Here is a 22,634-nt window from a genome sequence, read left to right as displayed (position 1 = left end):
CATCAGTAACGAGAAAGGGCATACACGTGACTTCACCTTCTGATCCCACGAACATCGATCCGGCACAGGGCGGCGCCCCGGAGCCGGTCGTTCCCGTGCCGCCGGCATACGCGCCGCCCGCGGCCCAGCCTGCGTACGCCCAGCAGGCTCCACAGATTGCGGACCAGCAGCACACGCTTCCGCAGCACACCCTGCCGCAGCAGGCGACGCCTGAGACCAACGCCTTCGGCCTCGGCGCCCCAGTCGCTCCCGCGGAGAAATCGGGTGGCCGCGGCGCGGGCATGCTCGTGGCGGGCCTCGCGATCGGCGCCCTGCTCGGCGGAATCGTGGGTGGCGGCACGGCCGCGCTCATCGCGTCGAACCAGACTCCGGCTCCTGTGAGCAGCGGAAGCGGCACGGTCAAGATCGCCAACCCGGGCAGCGTGACCGAGATCACCGCGGTCGCGGCGAAGGCCATGCCGTCGGTGGTCACGCTCGAGGTGAACTCGGCGAGCGCCTCGGGCACCGGATCTGGCGTCATCATTTCCGAGGACGGCTACATTCTGTCGAATGCGCACGTCGTGACGGTCGATGGCAGCGCCACCGACCAGTCCGTCCGCGTGCAGCTCAGCGATGGACGCCTGCTGCAGGCCGAGGTCGTGGGCGTTGACCCCTACGCCGACCTCGCCGTCGTCAAGGTCGACGCGACCGACCTGCCCGCAATTGAATGGGCAGATTCGGACAAGATCAACATCGGCGATCTTGCCGTCGCGATCGGCGCGCCGCTGAATCTGGCGGATACCGTCACCAGCGGCGTCGTGAGCGCGCTCAACCGCGGTATCTCGGTCGGCAGCCCGCTGGTTCCGCAGAACCCGGGGCAGGCCCCCGAGGAGACGCCGGAAAACCCGTGGGACTTCCGCTTCGACGTGCCGAACCCGAACGAGCAGCCCCAGTCGACGGGCGGCGGCCAGGTGACCCTCGGGGTCATCCAGACCGATGCCTCGATCAACCCTGGCAACTCGGGTGGCGCATTGCTGAACAGCAAGGGCGAGCTCATCGGCATCAACGTCGCGATCGCTTCCCCCTCGTCGAGCTCCGGCGTTGCGGGCAGCGACGGCCTCGGCTTCGCGATTCCGTCGAACCTCGCCAAGCGCGTCTCCGACGCGATCATCGCGGGTGAGGTTCCCTCGCACGGCCTGCTCGGCACGACCGTGATGGACGCCGAGAACGACCCGAACGCGACTGTTGCAGGTGCGCTCCTCGGTGAGATCGTTCCGGGCGGCGCTGCCGAGAAGGCGGGCCTTCGCTCCGGCGACGTGGTCACCTCGGTCGATGGCCGTGCGATCGACGACGGCACCTCGCTGTCGGCGCTCGTGCGCTCGCACGCCGGGGGCAGCAAGATCACGCTCGGCTACGTCCGGGACGGCGTTCCTGCCGAGACGACCGTGACCCTCGGTACGCTGTAGGTCTCACTCGTTCTAAGGAGGCCGCGTGGCCGACGCCGCATTCAGCTTCGCTCAGGGAAACCTGGCGAAGCTGTGTGCGTTGCCGAAGTACGTGCTGTCCATCCCGGTGTCCTGGTTGGTGCCGCGCGCTGCGGACCGCTGGGTGTTTGGCAGCGGTGCGGGCGTCGGCGAGGGTGCGCTCGCGCTCGCGGACGAGCTTCGACGGGAAGACCCGGACGCGCGCATTCGCTGGCTCGTCGCGAACGAGGCGGAGGCGGGGCGCGCCCGGGCCGCCGGTTTCGAGCCGGTGCTCCGGGCCGGCTGGCGCGGGTTTTGGGAGACGCTCCGCGCGCGCACGGTCGTCGTGACGCACGGCTTGGGCGACGCAAACCGGTTCGGTCTCTTTGGGGCCCGCGTCGTGCAGCTCTGGCACGGCGCGCCGCTCAAGCGTCTGCACCTCGACTCAGCCGTCACGACCGAGGTGCGAGGGCCCCGGCCGCTGCGCGCACTGCTGCGGCGCATGTACCGCGTGGGTTCCGATCGGATCACGCTGTTTGTCGTCGGCTCGGAAACTGCGGCGGCGCGCATCGTCTCGGCATTCAGGATCTCTCCCGAGCGCGTGCGCGTGCTCGGCGACCCGCGGGACGACGCGCTCGCGATGCAGGCGCAGGATCCTGCCCGGGCGCGCGCGGCTCGTGATGCGGTGCGCGCCGTGCTCGGGCTGCCCGCTGAGCGGTCCGTGACCGCGGACGCGGCCATCGCGCGGGAACGGCTCGTGCTCTACGCGCCGACCTGGCGCGATGGCGCCCCCGACCCGGCCGTGCCGAGCGCCACCGAGGCCGCGGCGATCCACGCCTGGGCTGAACGCGCGAACGCGCGCCTCATGCTTCGTTCGCACCCGCTCGGCGCGGGGGCCTATGCCTCGGTGCTCGGCGAGCGCGTGCACGAGTTTGGCTCCGACCAGGCGCGCGACGTCACCCCGCACTTGGGCGCATTCGATGCGGTGATCACCGACTATTCCTCGATCGCGATCGACTTCGCCTTGCTCGAGCGCCCGATCGTCTGGTTCGCGCCGGACCTCGAGCAGTATGAGGCGACACGGGGGCTGTACGAGCCCCTCGAGCTCACGAGCGGTGGCGCCGTCGCCCGGACGTGGGCAGAGACGCTCGCGCGACTCGAAGCCGCCCTTCCCGCGGGAGATGCGCACGAGGAGAGCGTGGCGCAGGCGAGCGCGCTCGCGCACCGGTTCCATGCCTTCCCGCAGGGAGGTGCGGCCGCGCGGGTGCTTGCGGCGCTGCGGCAGCCTGGTTCCAACGTCGTATCGCTGGCGGCGGCTCCCTCCACCCCCACGGTGTTCTTCGAGAGCTTCTACGGCCGTCAGGTCAGCTGCAACCCGCTCGCGATCGATGGGGAGATCGCGCGTCGTCACCCCGGCGCGCGGCGCTTCTGGAGCGTCACGAGCCCCGATCAGGCGGTCCCCGAGGGTGCGACCGCGGTCGTAGAGGGATCACCCCAGTGGCATCGCGCGCGCGGCGAGGCGAGTCTCTTGGTCGTCAATGATTGGCTGCGTCACGGGTTCTCACGCCGCCGCGGCCAAACCGTCCTGCAGACCTGGCACGGCACCATGCTGAAACACCTGGCACTTGGCCGTCCCGGAGTGTCACTGCGCACGAATCTCGCGATCCGCCGGGAAAGTCGCCGGTGGAGCATCATGCTCTCGCAGAACCCCCATTCCAGCAGCCAGTTCCGAAGGAGCTACGCCTTTCGCGGGACGATCCTTGAAACCGGGTACCCGCGGGACGACCGGCTTGCCCGCTCGCTCCTGAGCGAGGCGCCGGGGGCAGGCGCGTACACCGAGTTGCGGCGAGACCCCGCCGTGGTCCGTGCGGCGCGCGAGGCGCTCGGCGTGGATCCTGCCGCGCGGGTGCTCGCCTATGCGCCGACGTGGCGTGATGCGGGCACGTCTCTCGTGGACGAGCTCGACGTCGCACGGCTGGCCGAGGAACTCGGCCCCGACTGGGTCGTCGTGGCGCGAGGGCACACCCGCACGCACGCCTTCGGCAGCTACGCGGGCGTCGTGGACGCGTCGCGGCATCCTGACGTGAACGACGTGATCCTGGCGGCAGACCTGCTCGTCACCGACTATTCGTCGATCATGTTTGACGCGAGCGTCGCCCGGGTACCACTCGTGTTCCTCGTGCCCGACCTCGCGGCGTACCGCGACACCGAACGCGGTTTCACCTTTGACTTCACGGGGACCGCCCCGGGTCCGCTCGTCACCCAGCGCTCCGACGTGGTGCGCCTGGCCACGGAGCTCGCGGCCGATGGTGATCAGGCGCAGTGGGTGCGGGAATCGGCTCCGCGAGCATCGCTCTGGCGCGAGAAATTCAACCCGCACGACGACGGGCACGCCGCGGAACGAGTGGTGCGCGAGCTGGAACGTCGCGGGATCCTGCCGGCCGCACACTAGCCCGTTCGACGCTCGCGCGGACGCCGGGCAAACGCTACGCGCGCGAGCGGTCCACGGTCTTCCCGCCGCCCTTGAGGAGGCCGGCGAGGAAGCCGCTGCCCCAGCAGACGTGCATCATGACGAGGCAGAGCGCGCTGAGCAGCCGGTCGCGCGGGCTCTGCTGGCCGGGCATCTTCGCGACGGCGTACGCGATGCCCGCGGTGTAGGTGAGGGGGGCGAGATACAGCAGGCTGAGCCAGGCCGAGAGCGGTCCGTCAACCACGCCCGTGAGCTGCAGCACGGCGAGCAGCACGCAGGCGGCGAGGGCCAGCACGAGCGTGCCCGGGACGAAGAAGCGCCACGGGTTCGCCCCGCCGTACTTCCGCACGAGGACAGCCCGCCAGGTTCCGGTCGCGAAGAACTGCTGGGCGAGATGGCTGAGCTTCGAGCGCGGCCAGTACGTGACTTTCAGTGCCGGATCGAACCAGATCAGCCCGCCGCCGCGCCGAATGCGGAGGTTGAGTTCCCAGTCCTCGCCGCGCCGAATGATGGGATCGTAGCCGCCAGCGGCCTCGACCGCCTCACGTCGAAAGATGCCCAGGTAGGCCGACTCGGCAGGCCCGGGGGTGCCGTCGCCGTGGTACGCGCCGCCGCCGAGGCCGAACGGGCTGTTGTACCCCCGGGCGATCGCGCGTTGCAGGGGGGTGCGCCCGGCGGCCTGCATGATGCCACCGACGTTCGCGGCGCCCTCGCGGAGCAGGGTTTCGACGCCAAGCCGCGTGTAGTCCGGGGTCAGCTCCGAGTGTGCGTCGACGCGCACGATGATGGGGGAGTGGCTCGCCGCGATCGCGAGGTTCAGTCCGATGGGGATGTCGCGCCGGGGGTTGTGCACGATCCGCACTCGAGAATCCTCCGCCGCGAGGTGCTCGGCGATCTCAGTGCTGCGGTCGCGCGACGGGCCGAGTGCCAGCACGATCTCCTTCTCGCCCGGGTAGTCCTGGGCAAGAATGGTGCGCACGGCGGCCTCGAGGTGGCCCTCCTCGTTCAAGACGGGCATCACGAAGCTGACTGCGGGGAGTTCACTGGAGGTCACTGAACGATCCTCCCATGCCCGGGCGGGACCAGCCTGGACCGGCGCGGTGGGCCGACGCCGACCGCCGATCAGGAGCCCACCGGTAGACTTGGCTCTCGTGGGAATCCTGAACGATGGTCGACGTGCTCGCAATCTAGTGAAGAAGGTCTTGCGGGGACGCCGCGCGCGCGCGGACGTGCTCGAGGCGCTTGAGGCGCGCGGCCCACTGCCTGAGCAGCACTTCCGGATCGCCGTCTACTTCTCCGACGGCGAGGTCAACCTCTACCAAATGCGTCAGTGGTACGCGCCGCTGCGCGAGCTGTCGAAGCGGTATCCGGTGCTCTTGCTCGCCCGGTCGGCGGGAGGCGCCCGCGCGCTGCTCAACGAGAGCGGCCTGGACGTTGCGTTCGTGCCGCGCGTCGTCGACCTCGAGACGATCGTCACTGAGCAGCCGCTGCAGATCGTGCTCTACGTGAACCAGAACACCCGCAACTTCCAGATGATGCGCTACGGGCGCCGCTGGCACGTCTTCGTCAACCATGGCGAGAGCGACAAGATGTACATGACGTCGAACCAGTTCAAGACCTACGACTACGCGTTTGTCGCCGGCGACGCTGCGAAGGCTCGGCTCTCGCGGGCGCTCTGGGACTACGACGTCGAGAAGCGCACGATCGAGATCGGCCGTCCACAGGCCGACCACTTCGGCGGCGACGCGCCCTACCCGAGCGATGACCGCATGGTCGTGCTGTACTCGCCGACCTGGGAGGGCGACCGCCCGACGGCAACCTACGGCTCGGTCGCGAGCCACGGTGAGCGGCTCGTGAACGCGCTGCTCGCGAGTGGACGCCACCGGGTGATTTACCGCCCGCACCCGCGCAGCGGCGTGGTCGACGCCGAGTTCGGCGCCGCCAACGAGCGGATCATCGCGGCCATCGGCGCGGCGAATGAGGCCGACCCGTCCGCCCACCACATCTTCGACCAATCGCCGAGCATCGGCTGGCAGCTGGCCCTGTCTGACGTCGCGATCTGCGACATTTCCGCGATGATCTACGACCGGCTCGCGACGGGTCGCCCGCTCATGGTCACGCGCCCCGCAAACCCCGAGGCCGAAGTTGACGAGCAGGGGTACCTCAGCGAGTGCGAGTGGTTGACCGTGGACGACGCGAGCAACGCGGTCGCGGTCCTCGACCGAGTCCACGGTGATCCGGACGCGCGGGATCATGTGGCGCAGTGGTCGACACGCTACTTCGGCGACACTACGCCGGGCGCGCCGACGAAGCGATTCCACGCCGCGATCGACACGCTCATGGATCGCTGGGAGGCCTGGAACCGCGGAGAGGGCGTCATTCGCTAGTCGCTGATAGCGGGGGCAGGATCCTGCCGGACGCCCTCCTGGCTAGGCCGGGTGGTCTTCGTTGTACGCCGCCAGCACGTCGGTGATCGGGCCGTCGAGCGCGAGCTTGCCGCCGTCGAGGTAGAGCCCCCGTGTGCAAAAGCGCTTGAGGTCGCGCTCGTTGTGTGACACCAGGAACAGGGTCTTGCCCTCGCCGAGGAGTCGCTCGATGCGCTGGTAGCACTTCTCGCGGAACGCGCGGTCGCCGACCGCGAGCACCTCGTCGACGAGGAGGACGGGCTCGTCCAGTTGTGAGATCACCGAGAATGCGACGCGCACCTTCATGCCGCTCGAGAGGTGCTTGTACGGGGTGTCGAGCACGTCGCCCGCGCCCGCGAAGCTGACGATGTCGTCGAAGCGGGCGAGGATCTCCGCCTTACTCAGGCCGTGCAGGCCCGAGGTGAGAAACACGTTGTCGCGGACCGTCAGATCCCCGACGAAACCGCCCGTGATCTCGATGAGCGGGGCAACCCCGCCGTGTACCGACACGGACCCCTCATCGGGCAGGAGCACGCCGGCGACCAGCTTGAGCAGCGTCGACTTACCCTGGCCGTTGCGGCCGACCACGCCGATGGCCTCGCCCGGACTGACCGAGAACGAGACGTTGCGCAGGGCCCAGAACTCGCCCGGGCGCGAGCGGCGCCGCTTCCCAGCGAACAGGTCCTTGAAGCTCCGACGCGAACCGCGGTTGCGTCGAAAGCGCACGCCGAGGCCGTCGGCCACGATGATGGGATCGGCCACGGTCACAGCTCCTTCAGTACTCCGCCGACGGAGCGGCGGAAAACGATGATGCCCAGCACCAGCATGACGGCGGTGATACCCGCCGAGGACGCGACGAGGCCCCAGTCGAGCTGGTCGGGGAAGAACCCCGCGCGGAACAGGGAGAAGATGCCCGAGAGCGGGTTGATCCAGGCGAGCGGCTGCGCGAACGTCGGCAGGTCGGCGGCGCCGTAGATGATGGGGGAGGCGTAGAACAATACGCGCAAGATCAGGCGCGACGCGCGCTCGAAGTCTCGGAAGAACACGACGAGCGGAGCGACCAGAAGGCCGATTCCCAGGATCAGGAGCCCGAGCAGGACGATGCCGAGCGGGAAGAGCACGATCCGCCAGTTGACCGTGGCGCCGGAGAACACCGCGAAGGCCACCAGCACCGGCAGGCTGAGGAGGAACTCGATGCCCTTCGAAAGGACGATGCGGGCGACCCAAATCCACCGCGGCAGCGCGACGGAGCGCACGAGCTTCACATCGCGCAGAAAGGCCTTCGTGGAGTCAAGAACCGCGCCGTTGAACCAGACCCACGGCAGCATGGCGCACAGGAGGAAGACGATGTAGGGCTCTTCTCCGACTGACCGGGAGAACACCTGCGTGAAGATGAACCAGTAGATCAGGCTCATCAGCAGGGGGTCAAGGATCGACCAGACCCACCCGAGGGCGGACGTTGCGTATCGGACCTTGAGGTCACGCAATGTGAGAAGTCGCAGCGATGACCACGAGGTCGCGCGGCGGACGCGTGGTGCGGGGGATTGGCTCACGTCTGCCATTCTGCCGGTAATGCATGCCGGACGGGCAATCGACGCACTTTCGGATGGCTCAAATTTGGTAGGTTAGAGAGCGTGCCGCCCGAATCAAATGCCCCTGACGCCGAACACGTCGTCGGCGAGCCGGAACGCGCGTCCGTGGTGCCCGTGGCCTCCACTCCCCGCACCGTGACCAGGCGATCCGGGGCTGCCCCGCGCGTGCGCCCGAGCCGCGCGAACGGCGGACCGGTGCTCCCCGTCATCGCCGAAACGTCGCCTGGCGACGAGACCGAGACTGCGCCCGAATACGATGGCGTGACATCCCCAGAGCCCGAAACACAGAATGAGGTCCAGGTCGTGCAGCCCGCGCAAGAGTCGCTGACCGTTTCCGAGGAGAGCGCCCCCGCGCAGGATCCTGTTTCGGCCCCCACAGCCTCGCCCGCACCCGAACCGCTGCCCGTCATTGAGACTCGCGCCGAGGCGCGCTCACCGCGGACCGGCCGGATCCAGGTCCCCGTTCCCTCCGTCGTTCGGGCGCGTGAGCGCGGTCGCATTGCCGAATCGCGGCCCGTGGTGCTGCGCACCGAGGGCCTGACGAAGAGCTACGGTTCGGTGCTCGCGGCGAGCGAGGTATCGATTGCGGTGCACGAGAACTCATTCACTGGCATCGTCGGGCCCAACGGCGCCGGTAAGACGACCCTGCTCTCGATGATCACGGGCCTGTTGCGCCCGAGCTCGGGCCGCGTCACGGTGCGCGAGGTCGATGTCTGGACCGACGGTCCCGCGGCCAAGCGCCTCATCGGTGTCCTGCCCGACCGCCTGCGCCTGTTCGACCGGCTCACGGGCGCCCAGATGCTGTACTACGCAGGCGTGCTGCACGGCGTCGAAGAATCCGTAGTGAACGACCGCGCGTCCGAGCTCGCTGAGGCCTTTGGCCTGGGTTCCGCGCTCGATCGCCTGGTGTCGGACTATTCGGCCGGCATGCAGAAGAAGATCGCCCTGGCCTCGGCCATGATCCACTCGCCCGAGGTGCTGGTGCTCGACGAGCCGTTTGAGGCGATCGACCCCGTGTCTGCCGCGAACGTCACCGAGATTCTTGAGAAGTTCGTATCGGGCGGTGGCAGCGTCATCATGTCGAGCCACAGCCTCGATCTCATTCAGCGCGTGTGTGACCATGTCGCGGTCATCACCGACGGTGAGGTCATCGCGCAGGGAACGGTCGACGCGGTACGCGATGGGGTGAGCCTCGAAGAGCGCTTCACGCACCTCACGCAGGCGTCAGAAGCTGGAAAGGGCTTGGAGTGGTTGCACCGATCCTCAGACTCCGACTAGCGCTGCTGGCGAACACGTTTCGCCACCCCTCGCGCAATCTCGCGCTGATCTTCCTGGGGATCGTGCTGGGGGGCGCGGCCGCAGTCGCGATCGCCTGGGCTCCTAGCGCGCTCTCGAACGGGAATGCCGTGCTTCGCGCCGATCTCGACACGGTGACCTCGACGTTCGTGTTGGGCCTGGCGTGCGTGCTGCCGCTCTTTCTCAACCGCTCGCACCTCGAGCCCCGGCAGTTCGCGGGGTTGCCCGCATCGCCTCGTTCGATCGCGTTCGGTCTGCTCATCAGTACGGTCTTGACCTGGCCGTTCCTGTTCGTGTGCACGTGGCTGATCGCACTGACGGTGTTCCGCCCCGATTGGTGGTCGCAGTCCTGGGCAATGGTGCTCGGAATGCTCGGCACGCTCGTCCTCGCGGCGCTGCTCGGACGCACCGCTTCCGGCGCCTCGAAGCTGATCTTCTCGTCGGAGCGCGCGGCGGACGTGCGTGGCGTCTTGGGTGCCATCATCGCGGTCGCGACGCTTCCGCTGCTGTTCTTCGTTGTGAGCAGCGCGATCGGAGACGGGCTTGAGCGCTCGGCCGCCGACACCGCTGCGGTGGCGGGCTGGACCCCCTTCGGCGCCGCGTTGCGCGGTCTCGACCTCGCGGTGGCGGGGGAGCTCGGCGGCGCGCTCGGGCGCTTCGCCGTGACGCTGGTCTCGATCCTCGTGCTGCTGGCGCTCTGGGTGCTCGTGGTGCGCGTCTCGATGCAGCGCATCGACCGCCCCGTGGCCGTCGGGCTCGCGCGCAGCGGGCTCGGGTGGTTCGAACGATTCTCTGCCCGCCCCTCGTCGCTCATCGGCGCGCGTACGGTGACGTACTGGCTCCGTGACCCTCGTTACCGGGTGGCGCTGTTCGCAATCCCGTTCGCGCCGTTGGCAATGGTGATTGCCATGATGGTCGCTGGCGCCCCGCACCAGGCGCTCGCCCTGATCCCGCTTCCGGTGATCTGCCTGCTGCTTGCCTGGAGCATCCACAACGACGTCGCGACGGACGCCACGGCGATCTGGATCCACGTGGCCAGCGGCATCAAGGGCCGAGACGATCGATTTGGCCGGGTGGTCCCCGTGCTGCTGCTCGGCATCCCGGTCGTACTCATCGGCTCGAGTGTCACGGTCGCCGTGTTTGGTGACTGGCGCCCGCTGCCCGCCGTGATTGGCATGTCGACGGCGGTCCTGTTGATCGGCTGCGGTGTGTCGAGTGTGACGTCGGCGTTGTCGCCGTATCCGACGACTCGTCCCGGCGACAGCCCCTTTGTGCAGCCCCAGTGGTCCGGGTCAGGCTCCGCGCTCACGCAGACGATTTCGATGGGGGCATCGGTCGTGCTCGCGCTGCCGCCGGTCTGGGTCGCCCTCTCGGCGATCACCGAACCGACCTTCCCCGCCCAGATCGGGGCGTTGGTGTTCGGCGTGGTGTATGGCGCGTTCTTCTTGCTCGTCGGAGTGTTTGTCGGCGGGCGGGTCTTTGACCGCAACGCCCCCGAGCTGCTTGCCGTCGCGCAGATGTTTGACTGACCCGTAGAACTCTCGTCGAGCGTGCAGGCGCCTTGCGCGAGCGACGTCGTAGAATGGCGTCATGGGTATCTTTACGCGCAACGATCCGGGCTCGCCCGCAGGCGGAACTGACGTCCTCGACCGCGAACTTGAGGAGCTCCTGAACCAGGAACACCTGGAGGACGGGGACCACGAGCGGTTCTCGCACTACGTGCCCAAGGACAAGATCCTCGAGTCTGCCCTCACGGGGAAGCCCGTGCGTGCGCTCTGCGGCAAGAAGTGGACCCCGGGTCGCGACCCGGAGAAGTTCCCGGTGTGCCCGGACTGCCAGAAGGTCTACGAAAAGATGAAGAAGTAGGGCGGTTCGCCCCACCGCGAGTGCGAGCCGAGGCGCCAGCGCCAGTTCGGCATCTCATTCGCCCCGTTCATTCACGCGCAGACTGTCTGCCGTTTACTGAGAAAACCTAGTGTTGGAGCGGACCGGCCCCCGCCAGAAGCGGTGGCCGCAGGCGCCCTGTTGGGCGGTCCGAACACTCCCCACGGAAGGTTTCCTCAGTGACCGTACGTCCTATCTTGCGTACCGCCGTATTTGCCACCACTGCCCTCGTCCTGGGCGGAACGCTGGTGGCCTGTTCATCGTCGTCCGGAGACGCTGCCGGCAGCGTGTCGGCAACACACGACGCATCGACCGCGAAGAGCGCCGCCGACTTCGGTGGCATGGAGGCCCTGGTACAGGCCGCTCAAGAAGAGGGCCAGCTGAACGTCATCGCCCTCCCCGAGGACTGGGCGAATTACGGTGCGATCATCTCCGGATTCGAGGAGAAATACGACATTACGGTGAACTCCGCCTCGCCCGACGCCTCGAGCGCGGAGGAGATTCAGGCCGCGGACAACCTGCAGGGTCAGGACACTGCCCCCGACGTGTTCGACCTCGGGACCGCGGTCGCACTCGAAAATACCGCGAAGTTTGCCCCCTACCAGGTGGAGACGTGGGACGACATCCCGGCGGCAAACAAGCACCCCGAGGGCCTCTGGGTCAACAACTATTCCGGCATCATGTCGCTCGGCTACGACTCGGACAAGCTCCCCGAGCCCACGGCGCTCGCCGATCTGCTTGGCGCAGACTACCGTGGATCGGTCGCGCTGAACGGAGACCCGACGCAGGCCGGCGCAGCCTTTGCCGCGGTGGGTTGGCTTGCGGCCCTGAACGGCGGCGGCGTCGATGATTTCGGGCCTGGCATCGACTTCGTCGGTGACCTGCGCGCGGCGGGCAACTTCCTGCCGCTCGATCCGACCCCGGCAACCATCGCCTCGGGCGAAACGCCGGCCGTCCTGGACTGGTCGTTCAACAACGTCGCCGTGGCACAGGACGTGCCGAGCTGGAAGACGGTCGTGCTGCCCGGTGCCGCTTACGTCTCCTTCTATAACGAGGCGATCAATGCGGACGCGCCGAACCCGGCCGCGGCGCGCCTCTGGCAGGAATGGATCTTCTCGGACGAGGCCCAGGCTCTGTTCCTCGAAGGTAACGCGGTGCCAGTGCGCATTGACGCGCTGACCGAGTCGGGCGCCGTTGACGAGAAGCTCATCGACGCGGCGACCTTCGGCACGAGCGGTGCCGACTGGGTCTCGCCCGACGAGGCGCAGACTGCGGCCGCAAACGCGGTGCTCGCCGAGCGCTGGGCCGCAGCGATCAAGTAGCGAACGCGTGGGGTGCCGGTTCGTCGGCGCCCCACGTTTCGCCGTGATCCCGCGATGAAACGACTGCTCCCGGCGCTGGGGCTCACCCCCTTCGTCCTGTACATTTTCCTCTTCCTGTGCGTCCCCACCGTGCTCGCCGTCGGAAGCGGCTTCGTCGGCCCCGACGGATTCACCCTCGCGAACCTCTCGGTGCTGCTGTCCCCGAATACGCTCGACGCGTTCGGGGCGAGCGTGTGGGTGAGTGCGCTCACGGCACTCATCGGCGCGTGCGTCGGCGCGATCCTGTGCTGGGCGATCGCCGCCCTCCCCGAGCGCGGGCTGCTGCGCAAGAGCGTGGACGCGGCGAGCTCAGTGCTCGCTCAGTTCGGCGGCATCATGCTTGCCTTCGCGTTCGTCGCGACGGTCGGGATCCAGGGAATCATCACCGTGACGCTCCGCGAGCGTGCGGGGATCGATCTCTTCGCCGACGGCGTGTGGCTGTACGAGCTTCCCGGCCTGATCCTGCCGTATCTGTACTTTCAAATTCCCCTGATGGTGATTACCTTCGGCCCGGCATTCTCGGCGCTGCGCCCCGGATGGGCCGAGGCAGCGGCTACGCTGGGCGGCTCGCGCGTGAGCTATTGGACACGGGTCGGCGCACCGCTGCTCGCGCCCAGCTTCTTCGGGTGCCTGCTGTTGCTCTTCGCGAATGCCTTCTCCTCGTATGCCACGGCGGCGGCGCTGATCAGCCAGGGGTCACAGATCGTCCCGCTGCAGATTCGGGCCGCACTGATCGGTGAGACCGGGGGCAGCAATGCCGGCTCCGCCGGCGTACTGGCGCTGGGCATGATCCTGGTGATGGCCGTCGTGATGTGCGCCTACGGATGGCTCATGCGGCGCGCCGGGCGGTGGCAACGTTGAGGGCGCCGGTCCCGGGCCGCCCGTCGCGCGGCGTCGCGTACGCGGTAATTGGGGGTGTCGGTGTCGTGTTTCTCATTCCGCTGCTCTCGATGCTCGAGTTCACGTTCCGCCAGATGGGCGGTGGGTACGGCCTCGAGCACTGGGGTGCGCTGTTCGCCCCGGAGAATGCGCGCAGTACCCGGGCGCTGGTGCAGGGAATCGGGAACTCGCTCTTGCTGGCGGCACTCACGGTCGTGATCGTGCTCGTCCTCTTCTTCCCGACGATCGTGCTCGTGCATCTGCGCTTTCCGCGCCTGGAGCGCGCGCTCGACCTACTCACCGTGCTTCCCATCGCGATTCCCGCTATCGTGCTCGTCGTCGGATTCGCGCCCCTCTTTCGCGTGCTCGGCAACTGGGGCGCGACGGGAACCTGGACTTTGAGTCTGGCCTACGGCGTGCTCGTGCTGCCGTTTGTCTATCGGGCGATCAACGCCGAGCTCACCGGGATGGATGCGCGGGTGCTCGCGGAGGCCGCCCAGTCGCTGGGGGCGGGCTGGGGCACGGTCCTGGTTCGAGTGATCGCGCCAGGTCTGCGCGGAAGCCTCCTGGCGGCCTCGCTCCTCACGATCGCCATCGTGCTGGGCGAGTTCACGGTGTCATCGCTGCTGAACCGAACCACGCTCCAGACCGCGCTCTTACAGGTTTCAAAGTCCGATCCGTTCGTCGCGGTCGCCGTCTCGCTGCTGGCGCTCGTGGGCGCGTTCCTCCTGCTGCTCACGGTAAGTGGCCTGGATCGGCGCGGGCGCGCTCCGTCGGCACCCCCTCGTTCCGTCTCGAAGAAGGACCCAACCCCATGACTACTCGTCCGACGCCATCTCCCGCCGAGCCGATCGGCGGCGGCCTATCCGTGCGACTCGAAGGCGTCACCAAGGCCTACGGAGCCACGGCCGTGCTGCGAGACTTCGATCTTGCGCTCGCCCCGGGTGAGCTCGTCTGTCTGCTGGGCCCATCCGGTTGCGGGAAGACGACGGCGCTTCGCTGCGTCGCGGGGTTAGAACCGGTGACCAGTGGACGCGTGCGCATCGGAAAGGTCGATGTCACCGACGTGCCGGCGAGCCGTCGCGACATCGGCATGGTCTTTCAGCAGTACTCCCTGTTTCCGCATTTGAGCGTGGCGCGCAACGTCGAGTTCGGCCTTGGGATGCGTCGGGTTCCGCGCGTCGAGCGCGGTGCCCGAGTCGGCGAGATGCTCGATGTTGTGGGACTCGGACACCTCGCGGCGAGGTACCCGCACGAGCTATCCGGCGGCCAACAGCAACGGGTCGCGCTCGCCCGTGCGCTCGTGACTCGGCCGCGCGCCCTATTGCTCGACGAGCCGTTGTCGGCGCTGGACGCCAAAGTGCGGGTGTTGTTGCGGGACCAGATTCGCTCGATCCAGACGGAACTCGGCATCACGACGATCTTCGTGACCCACGACCAGGAGGAGGCGCTCGCGATCTCGGACCGGGTGGCGGTCATGAACCGGGGGAGCATCGCTCAGTTGGGGAGCCCCGAGGAGCTGTACCGGCGGCCAAGCTCGGCGTTTGTTGCCGACTTTGTCGGGCTGTCGAACCGGGTCTCCGGTGTGCTCGACGGTTCGGTGGTCACGGTGCTCGGCGGGGCGCTGCCCGCGCTGCCGGACCCCGGAGGCGCCTCGAGCGGTGTCGACCGTCAGGTCACCGCCTACGTTCGTCCGGAAAATGTCGTGCTGGGCCCGACGCGGGGCGGGGCGGGGGCCGCGGAATCGGTTGTCCTGACGTCCGGCTTTCTCGGGGCGATTCGGCGCACCGTCGTGGAGCTTCCTGACGGGAGCACGCTCGCCTCGCAGCACAGTGCGTCGACGACGTTCCGGCCGGGTGACCGGGTGGGGATCACGCTCATCCCCGAGCCGGTCACGGTCGGTCCGCGTGGTTGACGCGGCCGACGCTCGGCGCTAGCGAATCTCTGTCGGGATCGCCGGGTCACCGCGCGTCAAGCTCATCGCGACGCGCGGTAGCTCGGCGACGCTCTTCGCGTGGCGTTCGCGTGCGGCCTCCATGCCGGCCGCGCCCAGGTGCTGCGTCAGCGGCTCACCCGCGACGACTAGCGGCACGAGGATCTCGCGCGCCGAAGCCCCGAGGTCGGTGCCCTCCGGCGCGCCCGCGGGGCCGTCCCCGACGAGGACGACCTCGGCCACCGCGCGCCCGCGCGCGCTGAATCGGCGCTTGACGCTCTTGCGTCCACCGACAGATGCCTTGTCCTGGGACTTCTTCGCGACCGATACCCATTCCCCGGCGTCGTCCTTGTGGGCGACGAGCTTGTAGACCATGCCCATCGTGGGTGTTCCCGAGCCGACGACGACCGAGGTGCCGACGCCGAACGAGTCGACGGGGGAGTGCGCGAGGGCCGCGACCGTGTACTCGTCGAGGTCGTTCGTCACCGTGATCTTCGTCTGTAGCGCGCCGAGTTCGTCGAGGAGGTCGCGCACCTCAGCGACGACGACGGGCAGGTCGCCCGAGTCGATGCGGACCGCACCGAGGCCGGGGCCGGCGAGCTCGACGGCGTTGCGCACGCCCTGTTCAATGTCGTACGTGTCCACGAGAAGGGTGGTGCCGACGCCCAGCGCGTCGATCTGTGCCTGGAATGCCTCCCGCTCGCTGTCGTGCAGCAGAGTGAACGAGTGCGCGGCGGTGCCCATGGTCGGCACGCCAAAGCGGCGGCCGGCCTCGAGGTTCGACGTGGCGCTGAAGCCGGCGATGTACGCGGCGCGTGCGGCAGTGACGGCGCTGTGCTCGTTGGTGCGGCGCGAGCCCATCTCGGCGAGCGGCTTGCCGTTCGCGGCGTGGGTCATGCGCGAGGCCGCGGTTGCGACAGCCGAGTCGGCGTTGAGCACGCTGAGTGCGAGCGTCTCGAGCAGCACGCCCTCGGCGAAGCTCGACTGCACCACGAGCAGGGGCGAGTTCGGGAAGAACACCTCGCCCTCGGGATAGCCCCAGATGTCGCCGCTGAAGCGATAGTCCGCGAGCCAGTCGAGGGTCTCGGGGCGGAGGAACCCCTGACTGCGCAGCCACTCGAGCTCGGCGTCGCCGAAGCGGAAGTCCTGGATCGCTTCGAGTAATCGGCCGGTGCCGGCGACGACGCCGTAGCGCCGCGCGCCGGGGAGGCGGCGAGCGAAGAGTTCGAACACGCTCTCGCGGTGGGCCGTACCCGCCTGCAGGGCCGCGTCGACCATCGTCAACTCGTAGTGATCGGTGAAGAAGGCGGTCGATGCGTGCCGGGCTACGGTGTCGTTCACACGCGCCAGCCTACTCGTTTGCGGCAGCGGGGGTCAGGTGCGGCTCGGCGAAGAGTTCTCCGATTCCCATCGCGCTTCGCCTGCTTCGAGCTCCTTCGTGGGGTGCAGGCCTCTGCTGCGCGCGACGGCGCGCGGCCGTCACTGGAAGTCTCGGGACCGGGTCTTGCCGGGCGCCGCGAGCGCCTCGAAATGGTCGGCGACGATGTTCACTACACCCTGGGGCGAGCGCTCGAGGTGGCCCCGCACGACGAGCGCCGGGGACGTGCGGGCGACTCGGCGGTAGCGGGTCCACACCCCGACGCTCGCGATCACGTTCACCATGCCCGCCTCGTCCTCGAGGCTGAGGAAGGTGATGCCGCCGGCGGTTCCCGGGCGCTGCCGGTGGGTCACGAGGCCCGCCACTTCGACGCGGCGCCCGCTCTCTGCGTGCGGCAGCCGGTCCGAGCGCAGCACCCCGCGCCGGTCGAGCGAGCGCCTGAGGAAGCTCACGGGGTGCGCGCCCGGGGCGACGCCGGTGGACCACAAATCAATCTCAGTCTGTTCGGCGGGACTGAGTACCGGAAGGAGGGGTGGCTGCACGCTCGCCGCGGTGCCGGGCAGGTAGCGCTCCCGGTTGTCGGCTGCCGGACCGGCGCCCCAGAGGGCTTCGCGGCGCCCGAGACCCAGTCCCGCGCACGCGTCGGCCGAAGCGAGCATCTCGATGCGGGAGCGGTCGAGGTCGGCCCGGCGGGCGAGGTCGGCGAGATCGAGAAACGGCCCGCCGCGCCGGCGTGCCTCGACGATCCGGGCGGCCACCGCCTGTTCGATTCCCCGAATCTCGGCGAGCCCCAGCCGTACGGCGAAGCCACCGTCGCGCCGGTGCTCCGCGGTCGTGTCGGGCGCCGTGCGGTCGAACGCGCCGACGGGATCCTGTGCGGGGTGCGTGCACGTGTGCAGACCGGTGGGTGCGCCGGCGCCCGTGCTCGTCCCGAGCGGCTCGAGGGCGGCGTGCACGTCCGAGTGCTGTACGTCGGGGCGCAACACGCGTACGCCGTGTCTGCGGGCGTCGTCGGTGAGCGTGCGCGCCGAGTAGAAGCCCATCGGCTGTGCGCGCAAGAGCCCCGCGAGAAAGGCCGCGGGGTAGTGCAGCTTGCACCAGGAACTCAGGTAGACGAGCAGGGCGAAGCTGATCGAGTGGCTCTCGGCGAAGCCGAAGCTCGCGAACGCCTCGATCGTGCCGTACAACTGCTCGGCGGCATCGGGCGCGATCCCGTTGTCGGCCATGCCGGCGAGCAGCTTCTCCTTGAGCTCGGAGATGCGCTCTTGGCCTCGCTTGGAGCCCATCGCACGCCGCAGCAGGTCGGCGTCCTCCGCCGAGCAGTTGCCCACGGCCATTGCCATCTGCATGAGTTGTTCTTGGAAGATGGGGATGCCGAGGGTGCGTTTGAGTACCGGTTCGAGCGCGGGGTGCGCGTAGGTGACGGTCTCCTCGCCCGCGCGCCGGCGCAGGTACGGGTGCACGGCGCCGCCCTGTACAGGGCCGGGCCTGATCAGCGCGATCTCGATGACCAGGTCGGTGAACGTTCGCGGCAGCAGGCGCGGCAGGGTGTTCATCTGCGCGCGGCTCTCGACCTGGAACACTCCGATCGAGTCGGCGCGGCAGAGCATGTCGTAGACGCCCCGCTCTTCCTTCGGGATCGAGTCGAAGTCCCACGTTTCGCCGGTGGCGCCGGCGACGAGGTCGAAGGTGAACTGCAGCGCCGACAGCATGCCGAGGCCGAGCAGGTCGAACTTCACGAGCCCCATCCAGGCGCAGTCGTCCTTGTCCCACTGCAACACCGTGCGCCTCTCCATGCGCGCGTGCTCGATGGGGCACACCTCGCCGACGGGGCGGTCGGTGAGCACCATGCCGCCCGAGTGGATGCCGAGGTGTCGCGGGGCCCGCAAAAGGCGGGTCGCGAGCGCGGTCACGGCCGGCGGGATGGGCGAGGACGGGTCCTCCTCGATGCTGCCCCAGCGCTCGATGCCGCGGGTCCAGGCTGCCTGCTGCCCGGCGCTGTACCCGAGCGCCTTCGCCGCGTCGCGCACCGCGGCCTTGGGGCGGTACGTGATGACGTTCGCGACCTGGGCGGCGTTTCTGCGGCCGTAGGTCTCGTAGACGTACTGGATGATCTCTTCGCGCCGACCGGAATCGAAGTCGACGTCGATGTCGGGCTCTTCCTCGCGCATGCTCGACAGGAAGCGCTCGAAGGGCAGCTGGTAGAAGATCGAGTCGACCGAGGTGATGCCGAGCACGTAGCAGACGGCTGAGTTCGCGGCCGAGCCCCGGCCCTGGCACAGGATCCCGAGCTGCCTGGCGCGCTGCACGATGTCGTGCACGATGAGGAAGTAGCCCGGGAAGTCCTTCTGTTCGATGACCTCAAGTTCGCGTTGGATGCGGGCGTGCGTCGCTTCGTCCGCTCGCGGGTAGCGCCGCCGGACCCCCTGTGCGACGAGCTCGCGCAGCCAGCTCATCGGGCTGTGGCCGTCGGGCACGGGGAGCTTTGGCAGCCGCGGGCGCGCGGCGCGCAGCGGGAAGGCGAGATCCTGTGCAAGGGGGACGGTGCGCGCGACGGCGCCGGGGTAGCGGGCGAACCGCCGGGCCATGGCGGCCCCCGAGCGCAGGTGCGCGCTGCCGGTCGCGGGGAGGTAGGGGTCGAGTTCGTCGAGGCTGCGCCTGGCCCGTACGGCGGCGACCGCCTCGGCGACCGCCTGGCCGTCGCGGCGGGCGTAGTGCACGGCGTTCGTGGCGAGGGTGGGCAGGCCGGTATCGGCCGCGAGCTCGGCGAGCCGGTCGTTGCGGACGTCGTCGCCCGGGTGGCCGTGGTCGGTCAGCTCGACAAAGACGTTGTCCCGCCCGAAGAGGTGCATCAGGCGGTCGAGCTCGCGGCGCGCGGCCACTGGGCCCTCTCTCTCGAGGGCACCGCGCACCGCGCCCTTGCGGCACCCCGTCAGGATCACCCATTCGCCGTTCGCCTGCGCGGCGAGCTGCTCGAGGTCGTAGACGGGCCGGCCCTTCTCGCCGCCCGCGAGCTGCGCCTCGGTGATCGCGGTCGCGAGGCGGTGGTACCCGGAGGTGCCGCGGGCGAGCGCGAGCAGGTGGCTGCCCATGGGGTCGGCAACGCCCTGCTGCGGGCCATCGAGCCCGAGGGAGAGCTCGGCGCCGTAGACGGTGAGTAGCTCGGGGTGCGCTGCTGCCGCTTCGGCGAAGCGCACCGATCCGTAGAAGCCGTCGTGGTCGGTCACCGCGAGCCCCGAGAGGCCGAGCCGCGCCGCCTCGGCCACGAGATCCTGTGGCTCGCTGGCACCGTCGAGGAAGCTGTAGGAGGAATGGGCGTGCAGCTCGGCGTATGGGGTGACCGGGGTGGTCTGCGGGATTGTCGGTGGGGTCGGAGTGTTGCCCGCGGCGGCCAGCCCTGCGGGAGCGGACAGTTCCTCGCCGGCCGGTTCGGGCACGGGCAGGGGCGTGGGTCTTGCGCGCCCCGAGAGGGTGCGCTCGAACTCGCTCCAGGGGAGTGGCGGGTTGTTCCAGCCCATGGGGGCCTCCGGTGCTGCGGGGTGTGGTGTGGTGTGGCGTGGTGTGGTGCGTGTGGTGCCGTGGCGGGTGGTGCCGCGTAGGCGGCTGAGCGGGCCGGCCCTAGTGATACTTCCCCTCAGCGAACCAGCCCTGCTCGGTGTGGGCGAGCAGCCAGGCGTTGCCGTCCGCGAGCACGACCTGCATGCGGTGCAGCTCGCCGCTCGGGGCCTCGCCCTCGTCCCACCAGTGTTGGCGAAGGGGCCAGGGTGCCGACCAAGCCTGCACCGCGGTGGGGCGTTCGTGCGGGGAGACCCGGAACCAGCCCGGAGTGGCGGCGAGCAGGTCCTCGTCGTCGATCGTGATGGGTTGGCCGTCCGCCCCGAGCAGCTCGACCTGTTCTCGTTCGCCGAGCACAATGCTGGGGTACGGGGCGGGAAGGTGCCCGGGCCAGGGGCCGGACACCGCTGACGCGCGGGTGCGCTTCGGCGTCGCGCCAGTCTCTTGCGTGCCCCACGGGACGAGCCGCTGCCGGGTGCGTGCCTCGCGCCCGCCCGCGATGCGCGGCGAGACGACCTCCTCGTGGCCGAGGAGGGTTTGCATGCGGGTGAGGTGGTGATGGATGCGTTCGTCGGGGCCGGTGTTCCAGAGCCCCGGTTCGTGGCGCTCGGCGCGATCGGTGCGCTGCGGCGAGATGCGCACCTGGGCGATGCCCGCCCCACCCCGCTCAAGGGCGCTGTACAGTGCGGTGGTTTGCCATCGAATGCGGTTGATGACGTCGCTCGCGGTGAACTGGCGCGGGTGGGCCCAGCTGCGTTCGTGGACCGCGCCGGTGTCGTCCACCAGCGTGATGGTGAGCTCGGTGCAGACGAGCCGTTCCTCCGCGAGTTGGCGGACGAAGCGCTCGGCCTGCGCGCTGCTGGTGAAGGCGAGCTGGTCGACGAGGGCGATCGGAGGTTCGGCGTCGAGCGAGACCTCGAGCTCTCGCGCACGCTTCCGGGGGCGCACCTCTTCGGCAGCCCCACCTGCCCCGTCGGTGGCGCTCGCCAGCCGGTGCGCGGCGGCGCCCGCCGGACCAAATCGCTCGGCGACGACCGCGGCGGGTAGGGCCGCGAGGCCGCCGAGGGTGCGGATGCCGAGGCCGTGCAGCACGTCCGAGAGCTCGGCGCCGGTCGCTCGCGCCACGGGCAGCGGGGAGAGAAACGCCGGCGCGGATCCTGCGGGAACGACGCGGAGTGCCGGATCGGCGCCGGACGACGCGGTCTCTGCGGGGGAGCCGCCGGGGATGGTCTCGCCCCGGGCCGCCTGTTCGGCCGCAAAGCGTCCGTCGGCGATGCCGATGCACGCCTCGGTGAGGCCGCGCTCGCGCAGTACGGCCAGCAGCGCCGCCCCGGCGGCGGCCTCGCCCCCGTAATAGCGGGCGGGCCCACGGGCCCGAATCGCGCACAGCCCCGGCCTGATCGGTTCGACCGCCGGCACCGTTTCCTCGATCGCCGAGAGCACCGGCTCGAACGCCCGGGTGTCGATCTCAGGGTCGTAGGGGTGCAGCTCAATGCCCGGACAGCGTTGCTGGGCCTCGCGCTCGCGCAGGCCCGCGCGCACGCCCTCGGCGCGGGCCGCGGCCGATGCGGCGACGATGCGGCGGCCCGCGACGAGCGCGGTCGGAGTGTCGCCTGCGAGGCCCAGGCTCTGCCGGTGGGCGAGGATCGGCCAGTCAGGGATCCAGACGACCATGGTGCGCGGCGGGACGGCCGAGTGCGCGTTCATCGGGACGCGCCCAGCGGGGGAACCGCGCGCAGCGGGGCGACGGGGGCGCCCGCGACCAGGCGGCCACCCGAGAAGCGGACGGTGTGCCGCCCCAGGCCGCGCCGATCGTCGGAGCTGATCGTGAGTTCGCGGTCCCCGAGTAGGCCGTGGCCCGCGCCGAGGCCGGACCAGACGGAGCGCTCGACGCGGAGCGTGCTCTCGCTGCGCGGCCAATCGCCGAGGACGAGCAGCACTGCGCCATTTTCGCGCAGCTTCGCCGAGAGTCGCTCCGCCTCGCGCGGTTCAACCCGGGTGGTGGGGCGCAGGATGATCCCGGTGAAGACCTCGCTGAGCGTGCCGGCGATGCCGACGGCGTGCTCGCCGGGGTGGGGGATGCTGATCCAGCGGTCGAGGGCGATGCCGATCGTCGCGGCGGCCTCGGCGCCGAGACCCGGCAGACCCACGGCGCCGCACCACGACCCGGCGGCAGACACCTCCGAGAGCAGGGCCAGGGCGAGCTGGGTCGAGCCGTGTACGGCGTAACTCGAACCGCTGCGGAGCGCCCCGCCGGGCAGTAAATCGCGCGCCGCATCAGCAGTGGGCAGGGCGCGATCGTCGAGACGCAGCGACTGCATCTCGGTGATGCGCTGCTGCAGCTGCTGCACGGTCGCGGAATGGTTCATGCTGCAATATTCGAACATATGTTCGAATAAGTCAATCCGGGTTTCAGGCGGCGCGTCCGGGGCTAGGATG

At 69.4% G+C, this 22,634-nt stretch carries 17 protein-coding genes; 10 read left to right on the top strand and 7 right to left on the bottom strand.

Annotated features, from left to right (window positions below; translation table 11 throughout):
* The first annotated feature begins 26 nt into the window (after positions 1–26).
* On the top strand, positions 27–1,445 hold the full coding sequence (locus KOE53_RS02335) for a S1C family serine protease (RefSeq protein ID WP_241095370.1): 1,419 nt from the start codon (positions 27–29) through the stop codon (positions 1,443–1,445).
* A gap of 25 nt (positions 1,446–1,470) precedes the next feature.
* A complete protein-coding gene (locus KOE53_RS02330) occupies positions 1,471–3,894 on the top strand; it encodes a CDP-glycerol glycerophosphotransferase family protein (protein ID WP_188057215.1) in 2,424 nt (807 codons plus the stop codon).
* Between the two features lie 34 nt (positions 3,895–3,928).
* On the opposite strand, the gene KOE53_RS02325 is transcribed toward KOE53_RS02330, so the two are convergent.
* A complete protein-coding gene (locus tag KOE53_RS02325) occupies positions 3,929–4,966 on the bottom strand; it encodes a glycosyltransferase family 2 protein (RefSeq protein ID WP_353055559.1) in 1,038 nt (345 codons plus the stop codon).
* 97 nt (positions 4,967–5,063) lie between these two features.
* Here KOE53_RS02325 and KOE53_RS02320 point away from each other — a divergent pair, with 97 nt between their 5' ends.
* Positions 5,064–6,299, top strand: coding sequence for a CDP-glycerol glycerophosphotransferase family protein (locus KOE53_RS02320; RefSeq protein WP_188057214.1), 1,236 nt, complete (start codon positions 5,064–5,066; stop codon positions 6,297–6,299).
* A gap of 42 nt (positions 6,300–6,341) precedes the next feature.
* Here KOE53_RS02320 and KOE53_RS02315 read toward each other — a convergent pair whose 3' ends face one another.
* Both KOE53_RS02315 and KOE53_RS02310 read right to left on the bottom strand, forming a co-directional pair.
* Entirely contained in the window at positions 6,342–7,079 is a 738-nt protein-coding gene (locus tag KOE53_RS02315; protein WP_188046116.1) for an ABC transporter ATP-binding protein, read from the bottom strand.
* A gap of 2 nt (positions 7,080–7,081) precedes the next feature.
* Positions 7,082–7,879: an ABC transporter permease gene (locus KOE53_RS02310; RefSeq protein ID WP_188046117.1), complete on the bottom strand. Its 798-nt coding sequence runs from the start codon at positions 7,877–7,879 to the stop codon at positions 7,082–7,084.
* A 72-nt stretch (positions 7,880–7,951) separates the two neighbouring features.
* Here KOE53_RS02310 and KOE53_RS02305 point away from each other — a divergent pair, with 72 nt between their 5' ends.
* From KOE53_RS02305 to KOE53_RS02275, 7 genes are all read left to right on the top strand, one after another.
* Positions 7,952–9,187, top strand: a complete 1,236-nt coding sequence (locus tag KOE53_RS02305) for an ABC transporter ATP-binding protein (protein WP_353055558.1) — start codon at positions 7,952–7,954, stop codon at positions 9,185–9,187.
* Complete coding sequence (locus KOE53_RS02300; RefSeq protein ID WP_188046118.1) at positions 9,157–10,734, top strand: hypothetical protein; 1,578 nt, start codon at positions 9,157–9,159, stop codon at positions 10,732–10,734. Before KOE53_RS02305 ends, KOE53_RS02300 begins: the two co-directional genes overlap by 31 nt.
* A gap of 61 nt (positions 10,735–10,795) precedes the next feature.
* A complete protein-coding gene (locus KOE53_RS02295) occupies positions 10,796–11,071 on the top strand; it encodes a DUF3039 domain-containing protein (protein ID WP_188046119.1) in 276 nt (91 codons plus the stop codon).
* Positions 11,072–11,268: 197 nt separating this feature from the next.
* Complete coding sequence (locus KOE53_RS02290; RefSeq protein WP_188057213.1) at positions 11,269–12,411, top strand: ABC transporter substrate-binding protein; 1,143 nt, start codon at positions 11,269–11,271, stop codon at positions 12,409–12,411.
* A 54-nt stretch (positions 12,412–12,465) separates the two neighbouring features.
* A complete protein-coding gene (locus KOE53_RS02285) occupies positions 12,466–13,311 on the top strand; it encodes an ABC transporter permease (protein ID WP_188057212.1) in 846 nt (281 codons plus the stop codon).
* Positions 13,308–14,147 carry an ABC transporter permease gene (locus KOE53_RS02280; protein WP_251364099.1) on the top strand — a complete coding sequence of 280 codons (840 nt, stop codon included), beginning with the start codon at positions 13,308–13,310 and terminating at the stop codon, positions 14,145–14,147. The genes KOE53_RS02285 and KOE53_RS02280 overlap by 4 nt, the downstream gene beginning before the upstream one ends.
* Positions 14,144–15,244, top strand: a complete 1,101-nt coding sequence (locus KOE53_RS02275) for an ABC transporter ATP-binding protein (RefSeq protein ID WP_188057210.1) — start codon at positions 14,144–14,146, stop codon at positions 15,242–15,244. Before KOE53_RS02280 ends, KOE53_RS02275 begins: the two co-directional genes overlap by 4 nt.
* A gap of 18 nt (positions 15,245–15,262) precedes the next feature.
* Here KOE53_RS02275 and KOE53_RS02270 read toward each other — a convergent pair whose 3' ends face one another.
* The 4 genes from KOE53_RS02270 to imuA' all read right to left on the bottom strand — a co-directional run bounded on the left by KOE53_RS02270 (position 15,263) and on the right by imuA' (position 22,564).
* On the bottom strand, positions 15,263–16,603 hold the full coding sequence (locus KOE53_RS02270) for a nicotinate phosphoribosyltransferase (protein ID WP_188057209.1): 1,341 nt from the start codon (positions 16,601–16,603) through the stop codon (positions 15,263–15,265).
* 138 nt (positions 16,604–16,741) lie between these two features.
* Positions 16,742–20,158, bottom strand: a complete 3,417-nt coding sequence (locus KOE53_RS02265) for an error-prone DNA polymerase (RefSeq protein WP_188057208.1) — start codon at positions 20,156–20,158, stop codon at positions 16,742–16,744.
* A gap of 100 nt (positions 20,159–20,258) precedes the next feature.
* A complete protein-coding gene (locus tag KOE53_RS02260; protein ID WP_188057207.1) occupies positions 20,259–21,902 on the bottom strand; it encodes a DNA polymerase Y family protein in 1,644 nt (547 codons plus the stop codon).
* The gene (gene imuA' / locus KOE53_RS02255; RefSeq protein ID WP_188057206.1) at positions 21,899–22,564 is read right to left on the bottom strand and encodes a DnaE2-dependent mutagenesis accessory factor ImuA'; all 666 of its coding nucleotides are present in this window, start codon (positions 22,562–22,564) and stop codon (positions 21,899–21,901) included. Before imuA' ends, KOE53_RS02260 begins: the two co-directional genes overlap by 4 nt.
* Between the last annotated feature and the right edge of the window lie 70 nt (positions 22,565–22,634).

Source organism: Leucobacter sp. CX87, from assembly GCF_018682295.1.
GTDB lineage: Bacteria > Actinomycetota > Actinomycetes > Actinomycetales > Microbacteriaceae > Cx-87.
This window is presented reverse-complemented; position numbering and strand designations above follow the sequence as displayed.